At 38.1% G+C, this 14,513-nt stretch carries 18 protein-coding genes, 1 tRNA gene and 1 other annotated feature; of the genes, 11 read left to right on the forward strand and 8 right to left on the reverse strand.

Annotated features, from left to right (window positions below; all coding sequences use genetic code 11):
- Positions 1 to 9 precede the first annotated feature (9 nt).
- The gene (gene xerD / locus DV356_RS06095; protein WP_118806680.1) at positions 10 to 903 is read left to right on the forward strand and encodes a site-specific tyrosine recombinase XerD; all 894 of its coding nucleotides are present in this window, start codon (positions 10 to 12) and stop codon (positions 901 to 903) included.
- 172 nt (positions 904 to 1,075) lie between these two features.
- Positions 1,076 to 1,363, forward strand: coding sequence for a DUF5339 domain-containing protein (locus tag DV356_RS06100; RefSeq protein ID WP_118806681.1), 288 nt, complete (start codon positions 1,076 to 1,078; stop codon positions 1,361 to 1,363).
- Positions 1,364 to 1,414: 51 nt separating this feature from the next.
- On the opposite strand, the gene ruvB is transcribed toward DV356_RS06100, so the two are convergent.
- From ruvB to aspS, 6 genes are all read right to left on the reverse strand, one after another.
- Positions 1,415 to 2,422 carry a Holliday junction branch migration DNA helicase RuvB gene (gene ruvB / locus DV356_RS06105; protein ID WP_005649027.1) on the reverse strand — a complete coding sequence of 336 codons (1,008 nt, stop codon included), beginning with the start codon at positions 2,420 to 2,422 and terminating at the stop codon, positions 1,415 to 1,417.
- Positions 2,423 to 2,429: 7 nt separating this feature from the next.
- Positions 2,430 to 3,044 carry a Holliday junction branch migration protein RuvA gene (ruvA, locus tag DV356_RS06110; RefSeq protein WP_005659994.1) on the reverse strand — a complete coding sequence of 205 codons (615 nt, stop codon included), beginning with the start codon at positions 3,042 to 3,044 and terminating at the stop codon, positions 2,430 to 2,432.
- A 62-nt stretch (positions 3,045 to 3,106) separates the two neighbouring features.
- Complete coding sequence (ruvC, locus tag DV356_RS06115) at positions 3,107 to 3,679, reverse strand: crossover junction endodeoxyribonuclease RuvC (RefSeq protein ID WP_005659992.1); 573 nt, start codon at positions 3,677 to 3,679, stop codon at positions 3,107 to 3,109.
- Between the two features lie 46 nt (positions 3,680 to 3,725).
- Positions 3,726 to 4,466, reverse strand: a complete 741-nt coding sequence (locus DV356_RS06120) for a YebC/PmpR family DNA-binding transcriptional regulator (protein ID WP_005649034.1) — start codon at positions 4,464 to 4,466, stop codon at positions 3,726 to 3,728.
- A gap of 11 nt (positions 4,467 to 4,477) precedes the next feature.
- Positions 4,478 to 4,951, reverse strand: a complete 474-nt coding sequence (gene nudB, locus DV356_RS06125) for a dihydroneopterin triphosphate diphosphatase (RefSeq protein WP_162628611.1) — start codon at positions 4,949 to 4,951, stop codon at positions 4,478 to 4,480.
- 21 nt (positions 4,952 to 4,972) lie between these two features.
- Positions 4,973 to 6,739 carry an aspartate--tRNA ligase gene (gene aspS / locus DV356_RS06130; RefSeq protein ID WP_118806682.1) on the reverse strand — a complete coding sequence of 589 codons (1,767 nt, stop codon included), beginning with the start codon at positions 6,737 to 6,739 and terminating at the stop codon, positions 4,973 to 4,975.
- A 218-nt stretch (positions 6,740 to 6,957) separates the two neighbouring features.
- Between aspS and DV356_RS06135 the strand changes: the two genes are divergently transcribed.
- The 8 genes from DV356_RS06135 to priC all read left to right on the forward strand — a co-directional run bounded on the left by DV356_RS06135 (position 6,958) and on the right by priC (position 12,517).
- Positions 6,958 to 7,476: an isoprenylcysteine carboxyl methyltransferase family protein gene (locus DV356_RS06135; RefSeq protein ID WP_005659984.1), complete on the forward strand. Its 519-nt coding sequence runs from the start codon at positions 6,958 to 6,960 to the stop codon at positions 7,474 to 7,476.
- A 52-nt stretch (positions 7,477 to 7,528) separates the two neighbouring features.
- Positions 7,529 to 8,254 carry a carboxy-S-adenosyl-L-methionine synthase CmoA gene (gene cmoA / locus DV356_RS06140; protein ID WP_112102847.1) on the forward strand — a complete coding sequence of 242 codons (726 nt, stop codon included), beginning with the start codon at positions 7,529 to 7,531 and terminating at the stop codon, positions 8,252 to 8,254.
- Positions 8,255 to 8,346: 92 nt separating this feature from the next.
- Positions 8,347 to 8,583, forward strand: a complete 237-nt coding sequence (locus tag DV356_RS06145; protein WP_005656316.1) for an antitoxin — start codon at positions 8,347 to 8,349, stop codon at positions 8,581 to 8,583.
- Positions 8,580 to 8,984 carry a PIN domain-containing protein gene (locus DV356_RS06150; RefSeq protein ID WP_118806683.1) on the forward strand — a complete coding sequence of 135 codons (405 nt, stop codon included), beginning with the start codon at positions 8,580 to 8,582 and terminating at the stop codon, positions 8,982 to 8,984. The genes DV356_RS06145 and DV356_RS06150 overlap by 4 nt, the downstream gene beginning before the upstream one ends.
- 74 nt (positions 8,985 to 9,058) lie before the next feature.
- Positions 9,059 to 9,466 (forward strand): lactoylglutathione lyase, encoded by a 408-nt coding sequence (gene gloA / locus DV356_RS06155; RefSeq protein ID WP_005628548.1) that lies wholly within the window; start codon positions 9,059 to 9,061, stop codon positions 9,464 to 9,466.
- Between the two features lie 73 nt (positions 9,467 to 9,539).
- On the forward strand, positions 9,540 to 10,229 hold the full coding sequence (gene rnt, locus DV356_RS06160) for a ribonuclease T (RefSeq protein ID WP_118806684.1): 690 nt from the start codon (positions 9,540 to 9,542) through the stop codon (positions 10,227 to 10,229).
- A gap of 96 nt (positions 10,230 to 10,325) precedes the next feature.
- Positions 10,326 to 10,447: a sequence feature (His leader region), on the forward strand.
- Between the two features lie 97 nt (positions 10,448 to 10,544).
- Positions 10,545 to 11,897 carry a Na+/H+ antiporter family protein gene (locus DV356_RS06165; RefSeq protein ID WP_118806685.1) on the forward strand — a complete coding sequence of 451 codons (1,353 nt, stop codon included), beginning with the start codon at positions 10,545 to 10,547 and terminating at the stop codon, positions 11,895 to 11,897.
- 32 nt (positions 11,898 to 11,929) lie between these two features.
- Positions 11,930 to 12,517 (forward strand): primosomal replication protein PriC, encoded by a 588-nt coding sequence (gene priC / locus DV356_RS06170; RefSeq protein ID WP_005654063.1) that lies wholly within the window; start codon positions 11,930 to 11,932, stop codon positions 12,515 to 12,517.
- Between the two features lie 50 nt (positions 12,518 to 12,567).
- On the opposite strand, the gene DV356_RS06175 is transcribed toward priC, so the two are convergent.
- Together DV356_RS06175 and efp are read right to left on the reverse strand one after the other, a co-directional pair.
- Positions 12,568 to 12,657: transfer RNA gene (locus tag DV356_RS06175), tRNA-Ser, on the reverse strand.
- 210 nt (positions 12,658 to 12,867) lie between these two features.
- Positions 12,868 to 13,434 (reverse strand): elongation factor P, encoded by a 567-nt coding sequence (gene efp, locus DV356_RS06180; protein WP_005544066.1) that lies wholly within the window; start codon positions 13,432 to 13,434, stop codon positions 12,868 to 12,870.
- Between the two features lie 37 nt (positions 13,435 to 13,471).
- On the opposite strand from efp, the gene epmB reads away from it, so the two are divergent.
- Positions 13,472 to 14,488, forward strand: a complete 1,017-nt coding sequence (gene epmB / locus DV356_RS06185; protein ID WP_005691796.1) for an EF-P beta-lysylation protein EpmB — start codon at positions 13,472 to 13,474, stop codon at positions 14,486 to 14,488.
- Positions 14,489 to 14,513 lie beyond the last annotated feature (25 nt).

A 14,513-nucleotide genomic window follows, 5' to 3' on the forward strand; every position in this document is an offset into this window, starting at 1 on the left:
AAAAGTAATATGAAAAATCTTGCACTTATTGATTTGTTTCTTAACGAATATTGGATTGAAAAAGGGCTTTCAGAAAATACCGTTCAATCTTATCGTTTGGATTTAACCGCACTTTGTGATTGGTTGGATAAAAACGACTTGTCTTTGGAAACTTTAGATGCTGTAGATTTGCAAGGTTTTCTAGGAGAGCGTTTGGAGAAAGGTTACAAAGCCACGAGCACCGCGCGAATGTTAAGTGCAATGCGTAAACTTTTCCAATATTTATATCGGGAAAAATATCGAGTGGATGATCCAAGTGCGGTGCTAAGTTCGCCTAAATTACCCAGTCGCTTGCCAAAATATTTAACTGAGCAACAAGTGTCTGATTTGCTCAATACGCCAGATGTGGACGTGCCTTTGGAATTACGTGATAAAGCAATGTTAGAGTTGCTTTATGCGACGGGGCTTCGTGTCACGGAGTTAGTTTCGCTTACGATTGAAAACATGAGCGTGCAACAAGGCGTGGTGCGAGTGATTGGTAAAGGGAACAAGGAACGTATTGTGCCAATGGGGGAAGAAGCTGCTTATTGGGTTCGTCAATTTATGCTTTATGGTCGCCCTGTTCTCTTAAATGGGCAGAGTTCTGATGTTGTGTTTCCAAGTCAGCGCACACAGCAAATGACTCGTCAAACTTTCTGGCATCGTGTAAAACATTATGCCATTCTCGCGGATATTGATGCTGATGCACTTTCCCCTCACGTTCTTCGTCATGCTTTTGCCACCCATTTAGTGAATCACGGTGCGGATTTACGCGTGGTGCAAATGTTGTTGGGGCATACAGATTTATCTACAACACAGATTTATACTCACGTGGCAAAAGAAAGATTGAAACGATTGCATGAAAGATTTCATCCTAGAGGATAATTTCGGGGTAAATTTTTATAGTTTTAAAGATTGATTGTGGATTTCTTATTGATTAATTAATTTGACACGCATCACAAATTTTGAATAAAAAATTAGACAGCTCAAGCATATTTTGCTATCTTGCGAAAAATTTCGACATTTGTTCTATCGAAAAGTAATTTTGGATTCTAAAATGAAAAAAATCACGCTTTTTTTTACCGCACTTTTATGCTTATTTTCAACTTCTGTTTTAGCCGAATCTAATTCAATACCTAAACAATGTGAACAACTATTTAAAGAAACAGAGAATTTGATTGCCCAAGCAGAAAAACAACCTGGAACCCACATTCAAGTAAATAAAATCAAAAGTAAACTAAACCAAAGCAAACAACAAATTCTTCAAATGGAATTAGCGACTCAGTTAAAAAGTTGTGAAATGGGTTTAGCAAAATTAAGTAATTTGAAAAGTTATAGTGAGTAATTAAAAAAGCCTTATTGAGTACAATAAGGCTTTTTTAGTGGTTAAATTTATCTAGTCTGATAATTTCTGCAAACCAAAATGACGATAAGTTTGTGATGTTGCAATACGACCTCTCGGCGTTCTTTGTAAAAAACCCTGTTGAATCAAATAAGGCTCTAACACATCTTCAATGGTATCACGTTCTTCGCCAATTGCAGCAGCAAGATTATCTAGTCCCACAGGGCCACCATCAAAACGCTCAATAACTGCAGACAACAACTTTCTATCTAAATAATCAAATCCAGCATCGTCTACATCTAGCATTGAAAGTGCTTGTTTTGCCACATTTATAGAAATAATACCGCCATTACGTACATCTGCATAATCACGCACACGTCGTAATAAACGGTTTGCAATTCGAGGCGTGCCTCGTGAACGACGAGCCACCTCGAAAGCGGCTTGTTGTTCTAATTCAAGATTTAAACAATCCGCACTTCTTGCAACGATAGATGTTAAATCTTCTACAGAATAAAACTCCAAACGTTGCACAATGCCAAAACGATCACGCAATGGAGAAGTCAAAGAACCCGCTCTAGTGGTCGCGCCAACCAAAGTAAAAGGGGGCAAATCTAATTTAATGGAACGAGCAGCGGGTCCTTCGCCAATCATAATATCCAACTGATAGTCTTCCATTGCTGGATAAAGGACTTCTTCAATAGCAGGGGAAAGTCGATGGATTTCATCAATAAATAACACATCATGCGGTTCAAGATTGGTTAGCATTGCAGCCAAATCGCCCGCTTTTTCCAATACAGGCCCTGACGTCGTACGAATATTCACGCCCATTTCATTTGCCACAATATTAGCAAGCGTTGTTTTTCCCAAACCCGGAGGGCCAAAAATCAATAAATGATCTAAGGCATCTTGACGTAGTTTGGCTGCCTTGATGAAAATATCCATCTGCTCGCGTACTTGTGGCTGCCCAACATAATCTGCTAATAGTTTAGGACGAATAGCACGGTCGATAACATCTTCATCAACCTTAGCTTGCCCGCTAATAATTCTATCTGCTTCAATCATATTTTTCCTACAATGCGGCTTTTAATGCTTCACGAATAACTTGTTCACTGGTTAATTCAGGTTTAGCAACGCGTTTTACCATTTTTTCTGCTTCTGCAGGTTTATAACCTAAAGCAATCAAGGCTGAAATTGCTTCATCAGATGAACTTTCCGAGTGGGATTCAATAGATGGGGATAATGGAATATGCGTACTTTCTACAAAGAAATCGCTTTGTTTTACGCCTTTAAATTTACCTTTGAGTTCAACTAACAAACGTTCAGCTGTTTTTTTGCCAACACCTGGAATTTTAGTGAGTTTAGAAAGTTCTTCTCTCTCTATTGCATAGGCAAATTGTTCGACCGACATGGCGGATAAAATCGCTAAGGCTAATTTAGGCCCCACCCCATTTGTTTTAATTAATTCACGAAATAAAGTGCGGTCTGTTTTCTGGGCAAATCCAAAGAGTAAGTGAGCATCTTCCCGAACAACAAGATGGGTGAATAAAGTTGTTTCTTGTCCAATTTCTGGTAAATCATAGAAACTCGTCATAGGCAAAAGCAATTCATAGCCTACGCCTTGCACATTGAGTAAAATTTCTGGAGGTTGTTTTTCTAAAAGAATGCCTTGTAAGCGACCGATCATAATTCTTCCGAATGATAAAAAAATTAACGCATAGAATAAAATAAAACTGGACGAACATCCAGTTAAATTTTTAATCTAAAGCGTCCTCGGCTATATCTGGTCTTTAAAAGTGCGGTCATTTTTTCTTGCGTTTCTGTCATTTTCACAGAATTGGCAATATGTAAAGAATGTTGAATAGAATGAGCGTGTGTAATCGCAATAGCCAACGCATCCGCTGCATCGGCTTGAGGTTTATCTGACAACTTCAAAATACGAGTCACCATTTCTTGCACTTGTACTTTATCAGCAGAACCAATGCCCACAACCGTTTGTTTTACTAAACGTGCGGCATATTCAAAAACAGGTAAATCATGATTTACCGCTGCAACAATCGCCGTACCGCGAGCCTGCCCAAGTTTCAATGCTGAATCCGCATTCTTCGCCATAAACACTTGCTCAATCGCAAACATATTAGGTTGAAATTGCGTGATGATTTCAGTTACTCCAGCATAAATGCGTTTCAAACGGGTGGGTAAATCTTCAACTTGAGTACGAATTGCGCCACTGCCGAGATATTCTAAATGTCTTCCTGTTTGGCGAATCACACCGTAACCCGTTACGCGAGATCCAGGGTCAATACCTAAAATAATGCTCATAATTTCTATAAAAAATGGGTAATTAAATTACCCATTTATTGCATTATTAAAGTTGAGATGCCACTTCGTCACAGATTTCTCCGTTGTGATATACGTTTTGTACGTCATCACAATCTTCCAGCATATCAATTAAACGAAGTAATTTTGGTGCAGTTTCAATATCAAGATCAACGGTTGTTGATGGAATCATCGTTACTTCAGCTTCTTGTACTTTAAAACCAGCTGCTTCAATGCCATCGCGCACTGAACCTAAATCTTCCCAAGCAGTATAGATTTCAAATGAACCATCATCTTGTGGTTGAATATCATCAGCACCCGCTTCGATTGCCGCTTCAGTTAAGGCATCTTCATCCGCTTCTGCGATTAAGATTAAACCTTTTTTGCTAAATAAATAACCCACAGAACCTTCTGTTCCCAAGTTACCACCACATTTAGTAAAACTTGGGCGTACTTGTGAGATCGTACGGTTTGCATTATCACTTAAACATTCCACCATAACCGCTGTACCGCCCGGGCCATAACCTTCATAGATTTTGGTTTCCATATTGGTGTCATCGCCACCACCTACGCCACGATCAATAGCGCGGTTGATAGTATCGCGCGTCATATTGTTGCTAAGTGCTTTATCTACTGCTGCACGTAAACGCGGGTTAGCACTCACATCGCCACCACCAATTTTAGCTGCGGTAACAAGTTCACGAATTAATTTAGTAAAAATTTTACCGCGTTGTGCATCTTGTGCTGCTTTGCGGTGTTTAATATTAGCCCACTTACTATGACCTGCCATTTTATTTCCTTCTATTTATCTTTAAGAATATATTTTCTAATTGCTTCCGCGTTATTGGAAGATTTTGTCATTTGGATTGCTTGTTCAGGGGAAACCCATTGATATGACAAATGCTCACTTAATATTGGTTCGAATTCTTGCTCCATTGCCAACAAAAACCAATGTTCACGGCAATACGTCACATTCGGTGCGTATTTATAGCGGAAATGTGGAAAAATTTCAAATTCTATGCTCTCATTGCAATCAAAAAGTGCGGTGGAATTTTCCGAAATTTCTAACCGCACTTCTTCCCATAGCTCACGAATTGCTGTTTTTTTTGGTGTTTCACCACTTTCAATGGTGCCAGTAACAGACTGCCAAAAATCAGGATCATCTTGGCGTTGGAGCATTAAAACTCTGTTTGTATCTTTAGTGTAAATTACAACGAGAACAGATTGATTATTTTTGTATTGCATCATTAAAAATGCGGTCAAATCTGACCGCACTTCATTCCTAATATTTCAAACTTATTCTGCTTTAACGACAGAAATTGCCAACTCTTCCAATGCTTGCGGATTTGCAAAACTCGGGGCTTCCGTCATTAAGCACGCTGCTGCCGTAGTTTTAGGAAAAGCAATTACATCGCGAATGTTTTCCGTGCCTGTTAAAAGCATGGTTAAGCGGTCTAAACCGAATGCAAGACCTGCGTGTGGCGGTGTACCAAATTTTAACGCATCTAATAAGAAACCGAATTTCTCGCGTTGTTGTTCTTCGTCAATACCAAGAATACGGAACACAGTTTGTTGCATTTTCGGATCAAAAATACGTACAGAACCACCACCCACTTCGTAGCCGTTGATGACCATATCGTAAGCATTGGCTACCGCACTTGTTGGATCAGCCTCTAATTGCTCTGGGCTGAAATCTTTTGGTGAAGTGAATGGATGGTGCATTGCTGCAAGATTACCTTCTTCATCACGTTCAAACATTGGGAAATCAATGACCCAAAGCGGTTTCCATTCGTCTAAACGAGTTAAGCCAAGATCACGACCTAATTTCAAACGTAACGCGCCCATTGCATCAGTGGTCGTTTGCCATTTGTCTGCACCGAAGAATAAAATATCGCCAGTTTGTGCATTCACACGTTCTGCTAACGCTTTCCATACCTCTTCATTTAAGAATTTCGCAATCGGACTTTGCACGCCTTCAAGACCAGCATTAATATCGTTTACTTTTGCCCAAGCCAAACCTTTTGCACCGTAGATGCCTACAAATTGTGTATATTCATCAATTTGTTTACGAGTAATTTCTGCACCATTTGGTACTCGAATGACTGCAACACGGCCATTTGGCTTGTTTGCAGGCTCATTAAATACTTTAAATTCAACATCTTTGACAATATCTGCTACATCTACCATTTCTAATGGGTTACGCAAATCTGGCTTATCAGAACCGAAACGACACATTGCTTCTTGCCAAGTCATCACTGGGAACTTACCTAAATCCACACCGATGGTATCAAGCCATAAGCCGTGCACCATACGTTCCATAATCTCGCGGACTTCTGGCGCAGTTAAGAAAGAAGTTTCCACATCGATTTGAGTAAATTCAGGCTGACGATCTGCACGTAAGTCTTCATCACGGAAACATTTCACGATTTGATAATAACGATCAAAACCAGACATCATTAAAAGCTGTTTGAAAAGCTGTGGTGATTGCGGCAATGCATAGAATTTGCCTTTATGCACACGGCTTGGCACTAAATAGTCGCGCGCGCCTTCTGGCGTTGCTTTGGTTAGCATTGGGGTTTCAATATCAAGGAAACCATTATCATCCATAAAGCGACGCACAAAACTGGTGATTTTTGCACGAGTTTTCAAACGCTGCGCCATTTCAGGACGACGTAAATCTAAATAACGGTATTTTAAACGTTGTTCTTCCGTATTATTTTGGTTAAAGTCTAATGGTAAAACATCAGAAGCATTGTAAACACGCAATTCCTTCGCTAACACTTCCACTTCGCCTGTTACCATATTTTTATTGATTTGGTTTTCAGGACGCGCAATCACTTCGCCTTTAATTTGAATACAGAATTCGTTACGTAAACCCGCAGCCGCTGTCAATGCATCTTGATATTTAGGATCAAAACAAACTTGCACAATGCCATCACGATCGCGCATATCAATAAAAATCAAGCCACCTAAATCACGACGGCGATGAACCCAACCGCTTAATGTTACGTCTTGCCCGATATTGTTACGGTTTAATGCTCCGCAATAATGTGTACGCATCATTTCAAAATCCTTTGTACTCTTTTAATTATGCTCAAAAATCTGTCGCAATTATAGCGGAAAACCAAGAGAGATAAAAAGTTTATTTATGCTGACAAATCAATCAAAAAAGCAAAGAAAAGTAATAAATGTTCAAAATAAAGGCTTTTTTGTGCCATATCATCAGATTTTTTGTTATATTATGCGGCTTGTTGAGATTAAATTACGTTAAGGATAACCACATGTTATTTATCAATATTACTTTTGCCTGTATTTTAGCGATCCGTTTTTACAGTCTGTCTATTTCAATTCGTCATGAAAAAGCACTCATTGCAAAGGGTGCAATACAGTATGGTAAACGCAATTCCACACTGTTGTCCATTGCCCATGTTGCATTTTATTTTGCGGCGATCATTGAGGCTAATAAGCAAAACCTGTCATTTAATAGCACTTCACAAATAGGGTTGGCGATTTTAATTTTTGCTATTGCAATGCTATTTTATGTGATTTATGAGCTAAAAGAGATTTGGACAGTAAAAATTTATGTTTTACCAGAACATCAAATTAATCGCTCTTTCTTGTTTAAATACGTACGTCACCCAAATTATTTCTTAAACATTATTCCCGAATTAATTGGTTTATCGCTTTTCTGTCAGGCTAAATATACCGCATTGGTTGGACTACCTATTTATTTGCTTATCTTAGCCGTGCGTATTAAACAAGAAGAGAGTGCCATGTCGCATTTATTTCCTAAATCATAATTTATAAATTTCTTCTAAAATAACGACTCTTTCTCTCTGCCTTTAACACATTATGGTAAAAGATACTCTATTTTCTACCCCCATTGCTAAATTGGGGGATTTCATCTTTGACGAAAACGTTGCTGAAGTCTTTCCAGATATGATTCAACGTTCCGTGCCTGGCTATTCCAACATTATTACGGCAATCGGTATGCTGGCAGAACGTTTCGTCACGGCTGATAGTAACGTTTATGATCTAGGTTGCTCACGAGGAGCTGCCACACTTTCTGCACGTCGAAATATTCATCAACCCAACGTAAAAATTATTGGTATCGATAATTCTCAACCGATGGTTGAACGTTGTCGCCAACATATTGCGGCATATCATAGTGAGATACCAGTAGAAATTCTCTGTAATGATATTCGCTACATTGAGATTAAAAATGCCTCAATGGTCATTCTCAACTTTACCTTGCAATTTTTACCGCCTGAAGATCGTATCGCATTGCTTACCAAAATCTATAAAGGCTTAAACCCAAATGGTGTATTGGTGCTATCTGAAAAATTCCGTTTTGAAGATACTAAAGTTGATCATTTACTCATTGACTTACACCACCAATTCAAACGTGCCAATGGTTATAGCGAACTTGAAGTGAGTCAGAAACGCACCGCTCTTGAAAATGTGATGCGTACTGATTCTATCGAAACACACAAAGTGCGGTTAAAAAACGTAGGATTTTCACAGGTAGAGCTTTGGTTCCAATGCTTTAATTTTGGCTCGATGATTGCGGTTAAATAAAACAACAGCGATTTAATCTTCTTACTTGCATACAGCAATTGAAATGATTAGTATATACTTATTAAATACATAGTATATACAGGAGGGTAAATATGCTTGCTAAAGTGTTTCAAAGTGGTAACAGCCAAGCTGTTCGGATCCCGATGGACTTTCGTTTTGATGTCGATACCGTAGAAATTTTCCGAAAGGAAAATGGAGATGTGGTATTACGCCCAGTTTCTAAAAAAACAGATGATTTTCTTGCGTTATTTGAAGGATTTGATGAGACCTTTATTCAAGCACTTGAAGCGCGTGATGATTTACCGCCTCAGGAGCGAGAAAATTTATGATTTATATGTTAGACACTAATATCATTATTTATTTAATGAAAAATCGTCCCAAAATTGTTGCCGAACGAGTATCACAATTATTGCCTAATGATCGCTTAGTTATGAGCTTTATTACTTATGCTGAACTTATTAAAGGCGCGTTTGGTAGTCAAAATTATGAGCAATCAATACGAGCAATAGAATTGCTTACTGAGCGAGTGAATGTACTATATCCCAATGAACAAATCTGTTTACATTATGGCAAATGGGCAAGTACACTCAAAAAACAAGGGCAACCTATCGGAAATAATGACCTATGGATTGCTTGCCACGCTTTGAGTTTAAATGCTGTTCTTATTACACATAATGTAAAAGAGTTTCAGCGTATTACAGATCTTCAGTGGCAAGATTGGACAAAATAGATAATTCTGATTTTTTATTTTACTTATGACATAATCCATTTAACTCAACTAAACAACTAAAAAAGGACAAACCAATGCGAATTTTACACACTATGTTACGTGTGGGCGATTTAGATCGTTCAATCAAATTTTATCAAGATGTTTTAGGTATGCGTTTATTACGCACCAGTGAAAACCCTGAATACAAATATACACTGGCTTTTTTAGGTTACGAAGATGGCGAAAGTGCGGCAGAAATTGAATTAACATACAACTGGGGTGTAGATAAATATGAACACGGCACAGCATATGGACATATCGCTATCGGCGTAGATGATATTTATGCGACTTGTGAAGCTGTTCGTGCAAGCGGTGGTAACGTTACTCGCGAAGCAGGGCCAGTTAAAGGTGGCTCAACCGTCATTGCTTTTGTTGAAGATCCAGATGGTTATAAAATTGAATTTATCGAAAACAAAAGTACTAAATCTGGTTTAGGCAACTAAAGTGCGGTCAATTTTTATTGTATTTTTAATAACGTAGGGATTCCTACGTTATTTTATTTTTAAGAGATAGATTATGTCTGATTCTCAAGAAATCCCTTATCACAACCAATTAAAAAATCGCTTTCGTGGCTATTTCCCCGTCATTATTGATGTTGAAACTGCAGGTTTTGATGCAAAAAAAGATGCGCTTTTAGAACTCGCTGCAATCACTTTAAAAATGGATGAAAACGGTTATTTACACCCAGATCAGAAATGCCATTTTCATATCGAGCCTTTTGAAGGAGCAAATATTAATCCTGAGTCCTTGAAATTTAATGGCATTGATATTCACAATCCATTACGTGGTGCAGTATCTGAACTCGATGCAATCACGGGGTTATTTCAAATGATACGTCGAGGACAAAAAGATGCGGATTGCCAACGCTCTATTATTGTGGCGCACAATGCTGCTTTTGACCAAAGTTTCGTGATGGCGGCAGCTGAACGTACTGGCGTAAAGCGTAATCCCTTCCATCCTTTTGTCATGTTTGACACGGCAAGTTTAGCAGGCTTAATGTTTGGTCAAACTGTTCTTGTTAAAGCCTGTCTTGCTGCTAAAATTCCCTTTGATGGGAAACAAGCCCATTCAGCGCTATATGATACCGAACGCACGGCGGAATTATTCTGTTATATGGTCAATCATTTAAAAGATTTAGGTGGCTTTCCCCATATTTCTCAAATAGATGAAACAGAAAACACAGCAGAAAATCAGACCGCACTTTAAAAAAACTAAAAAAGTGGTTGCAATCGTTTTATTTTTCCAGTAGTTTAAAAAGCAGTTCTTATTTGGAGATTTAAAAATGAACATTATCCGTCGTCACCATCATCACCATTCAACTGAATAATCTTTCAGGTTTTTGGTGTGCTTGGAAGATTTCTTCCGAGCTGACTGGATAATAAAAATCTTACCCCTCGGAAGGCTACTTTCGAGGGGTTTTGTTTTATTTATGATATAGGAGGCATTAATTTAGCGTTATTATTTATTCAATAAAAATTTTAAAGTAAAGTATTTATCATTTAATTTACAAGGAAAAACACAATGTTATCAAACCCCGTTGTTATCTCGATCATCGTTTTGCTGGCACTTAGTTTGCTACGCATCAATGTGATTATCTCACTAGTAATTGCTGCGCTTACCGCAGGATTTATCGGTGATTTAGGTTTAACTAAAACCATCGAAACCTTTACAGGTGGCTTAGGTGGCGGTGCTGAAGTCGCGATGAACTATGCAATGCTTGGTGCGTTCGCCATTGCTATTTCTAAATCAGGTATTACTGATTTAATCGCTTATAAAATCATCACAAAAATGAATAAAACACCAACTGCTGGCAATTTAACGTGGTTCAAATATTTCATTTTTGCGGTGTTGGCATTGTTTGCCATCTCTTCTCAAAACTTACTTCCAGTGCATATTGCTTTTATTCCAATCGTTGTACCACCGCTGCTTTCAATCTTTAACCGTTTAAAAATTGATCGCCGTGCAGTAGCTTGCGTACTTACATTTGGTTTAACTGCTACCTATATGTTATTACCAGTGGGCTTTGGAAAAATCTTTATCGAAAGTATTTTAGTTAAAAACATTAATCAAGTAGGTGCGACCTTAGGTTTACAAACAAATGTAGCGCAAGTTTCTTTAGCAATGTTGTTACCTGTTATTGGAATGATTTTAGGCTTACTCACAGCCGTATTTATTACCTACCGTAAACCACGTGAATACAATATCAATGTTGAAGAACCAACAACTAAAGATATTGAAGCTCACATTGCTAATATTAAACCAAAACAAATTATTGCAAGTTTAATCGCGATTATCGCGACCTTCGCAACACAATTAGTCACAAGCTCAACTATCATTGGCGGTTTAATTGGCTTAATTATTTTCGCACTATGTGGCATTTTCAAACTAAAAGAAAGCAACGATATTTTTCAACAAGGCTTGCGCTTAATGGCAATGATTGGCTTTGTAATGATTGCAGCTTCAGGTTTTGCAAATGTGATTAATGCCACCACTGGCGTAACAGATTTAGTACAAAGCCTAAGTTCTGGTGTTGTGCAAAGTAAAGGTATTGCCGCATTATTAATGCTTGTCGTTGGTTTATTAATTACAATGGGTATTGGCTCATCATTCTCTACAGTACCGATTATTACATCAATTTACGTACCACTCTGTTTATCTTTTGGTTTTTCTCCATTAGCGACAATTTCTATTGTAGGCGTAGCAGCGGCTTTAGGAGATGCAGGTTCGCCCGCATCAGACTCAACATTAGGCCCAACATCTGGCTTGAATATGGATGGCAAACACGATCACATTTGGGATTCTGTTGTACCTACCTTTATTCACTATAATATTCCATTATTGGTATTCGGCTGGATTGCAGCAATGTACCTTTAACGATTATAATCCCCCACTTGGGGGATTTTTTTATGACTGTTCAACAACTTATCCAACGCTTAGATCAAAAAGTTCAACAACTTTATCAAGCTCATTTATCCAAACGAGAAGAAAAAATCTTCGCCAAATTTGACCGCACTTTGTTCAGTGAAAATGGACAAAATGTTTCCTTTTATCTAAAAGAAATCAATCAAACGCTAGATAGAATAAAGACATTAGAGTCTAACGATTCTAATCACTATAATTTTCTAGCTGAGCGTTTACTCGCCCAATGTTCCGTTCTTTCGGAAGCTTTAGTTCGCAAAAATACTCATCTAACTGAATCCCAAACAACAACGAAACAAACCATTCAAAAATCTCAACATAGCATTCATAAATTACCACCAAGAGAACGCCTAGAAAAATATTACGAAGCACGAGAACAATTGAATAATCTTTATCGACAGCATAAAGATTTAGCACAAGCTGAAAAAAATAATGATGAGAAAATACGTTATGCTCAACTTGCAGAAGTTTATAAAAAACGCCAGCAAAAATGCCAAGATGCAATCGATCTTTTAGAAGAATATTTGGTGTTTAAAGAAGAAGTGGAAAACCGTGAAAATACGGAAAACAAATGATTAGAAATAAAAAACTAATTCTTCCGAATTAGTTAGCTCGTAAAAATTGATGGCGGAGGAATAGGGATTCGAACCCTAGGAGGGCGTAAACCCTCGCCGGTTTTCAAGACCGGTGCCTTCAACCACTCGACCATTCCTCCGTGATTTAACGAGCGTGAATAATACGTTCTCTAATAAAAACCGTCAAGTAGAAATAATCTCATTTTTATCAAGTGATTATTTTTACCACAGCTTATAAAAAATGCCTTTCCTATTTATGAACGGAAAGGCATTTTTGTTGAATGAATTTCAGTGCTTTTTATTACTACAATATATCGCAGAAATTAACCGCACTTTTGTCATCTAAACAATTATTTTACGCGAGAGACGTATTCGCCAGAGCGGGTATCAACTCTGATAACTTCGCCGATTTGGACGAAAAGCGGCACTTTTACAACTGCGCCTGTGCTTAATGTTGCAGGTTTACCGCCAGTGCCTGCGGTATCGCCTTTAAGACCTGGGTCTGTATCGACGATTTCTAATTCAACAAAGTTTGGTGGCGTAACAGTAATTGGTGCACCATTCCATAAAGTCACGATACAATCTGCTTGGTCTAATAACCATTTTTCTGCATCGCCTACGGCTTTTGCATCTGCAGAGTACTGTTCAAATGTTTCTGGGTGCATAAAGTACCAGAATGCATCGTCTTTGTATGAATAAGTTAAGTTAAGATCCATAACATCAGCTGCTTCAACCGAAGTGCCAGATTTAAAGTTTACGTCTAATACTTTGCCTGAAATTAATTTACGAATACGAGTACGAGTGAATGCCTGACCTTTGCCTGGTTTTACAAATTCATTTTCAACGATGACACAAGGCTCGCCGTCTTGCATAAATTTTAGACCTGGTTTGAAATCACTGGTAGTATATGTAGCCATATTTGAAATATCCTAAAAATGAGAGATGGTTTGAAAAGTGCGTATTTTACCCCAAGAACCCGTCATTAGAGAAGAACAAAATTGGCTCACAATTCTAAAAAATGCCATTTCAGATCCTAAATTATTACTAAAAGCCTTAAATTTACCAGAAGATGATTTTGAGCAATCCATTGCTGCGCGGAAACTTTTTTCGCTCCGCGTGCCACAACCTTTCATTGATAAAATAGAAAAAGGTAATCCGCAAGATCCCCTTTTCTTGCAAGTGATGTGTTCTGATTTAGAGTTTGTGCAAGCGGAGGGATTTAGTACGGATCCCTTAGAAGAAAAAAATGCCAATGCGGTGCCAAATATTCTTCATAAATATAGAAATCGCTTGCTCTTTATGGCAAAAGGCGGTTGTGCGGTGAATTGTCGTTATTGCTTTCGCCGACATTTTCCTTACGATGAAAACCCAGGAAATAAAAAAAGCTGGCAACTGGCGTTAGATTACATTGCGGCACATTCTGAAATAGAAGAAGTGATTTTTTCAGGTGGCGATCCTTTAATGGCGAAAGATCACGAATTAGCGTGGTTAATAAAACATTTGGAAAATATACCGCACTTACAACGTTTGCGTATTCACACCCGTTTGCCTGTTGTGATTCCGCAACGGATTACTGATGAATTTTGCACTTTATTAGCAGAAACTCGTTTGCAAACAGTTATGGTGACACACATTAATCACCCGAATGAAATTGATCAAATTTTTGCTCATGCGATGCAAAAATTAAACGCCGTGAATGTCACGCTTTTGAATCAATCTGTTTTGCTAAAAGGCGTGAATGATGATGCGCAAATTCTAAAAATATTGAGCGATAAACTTTTTCAAACAGGCATTTTGCCTTATTACTTGCATTTGCTGGATAAAGTTCAAGGGGCGAGCCATTTTTTGATTAGCGATATTGAAGCTATGCAAATCTATAAAACCTTGCAATCTCTGACTTCTGGCTATCTTGTTCCTAAACTTGCACGAGAAATTGCGGGCGAGCCAAATAAGACTTTATACGCAGAATAAGATCCGATAAAATACACATAATTTT

It is taken from the genome of Haemophilus influenzae (assembly GCF_003494325.1).
GTDB lineage: Bacteria > Pseudomonadota > Gammaproteobacteria > Enterobacterales > Pasteurellaceae > Haemophilus > Haemophilus influenzae_I.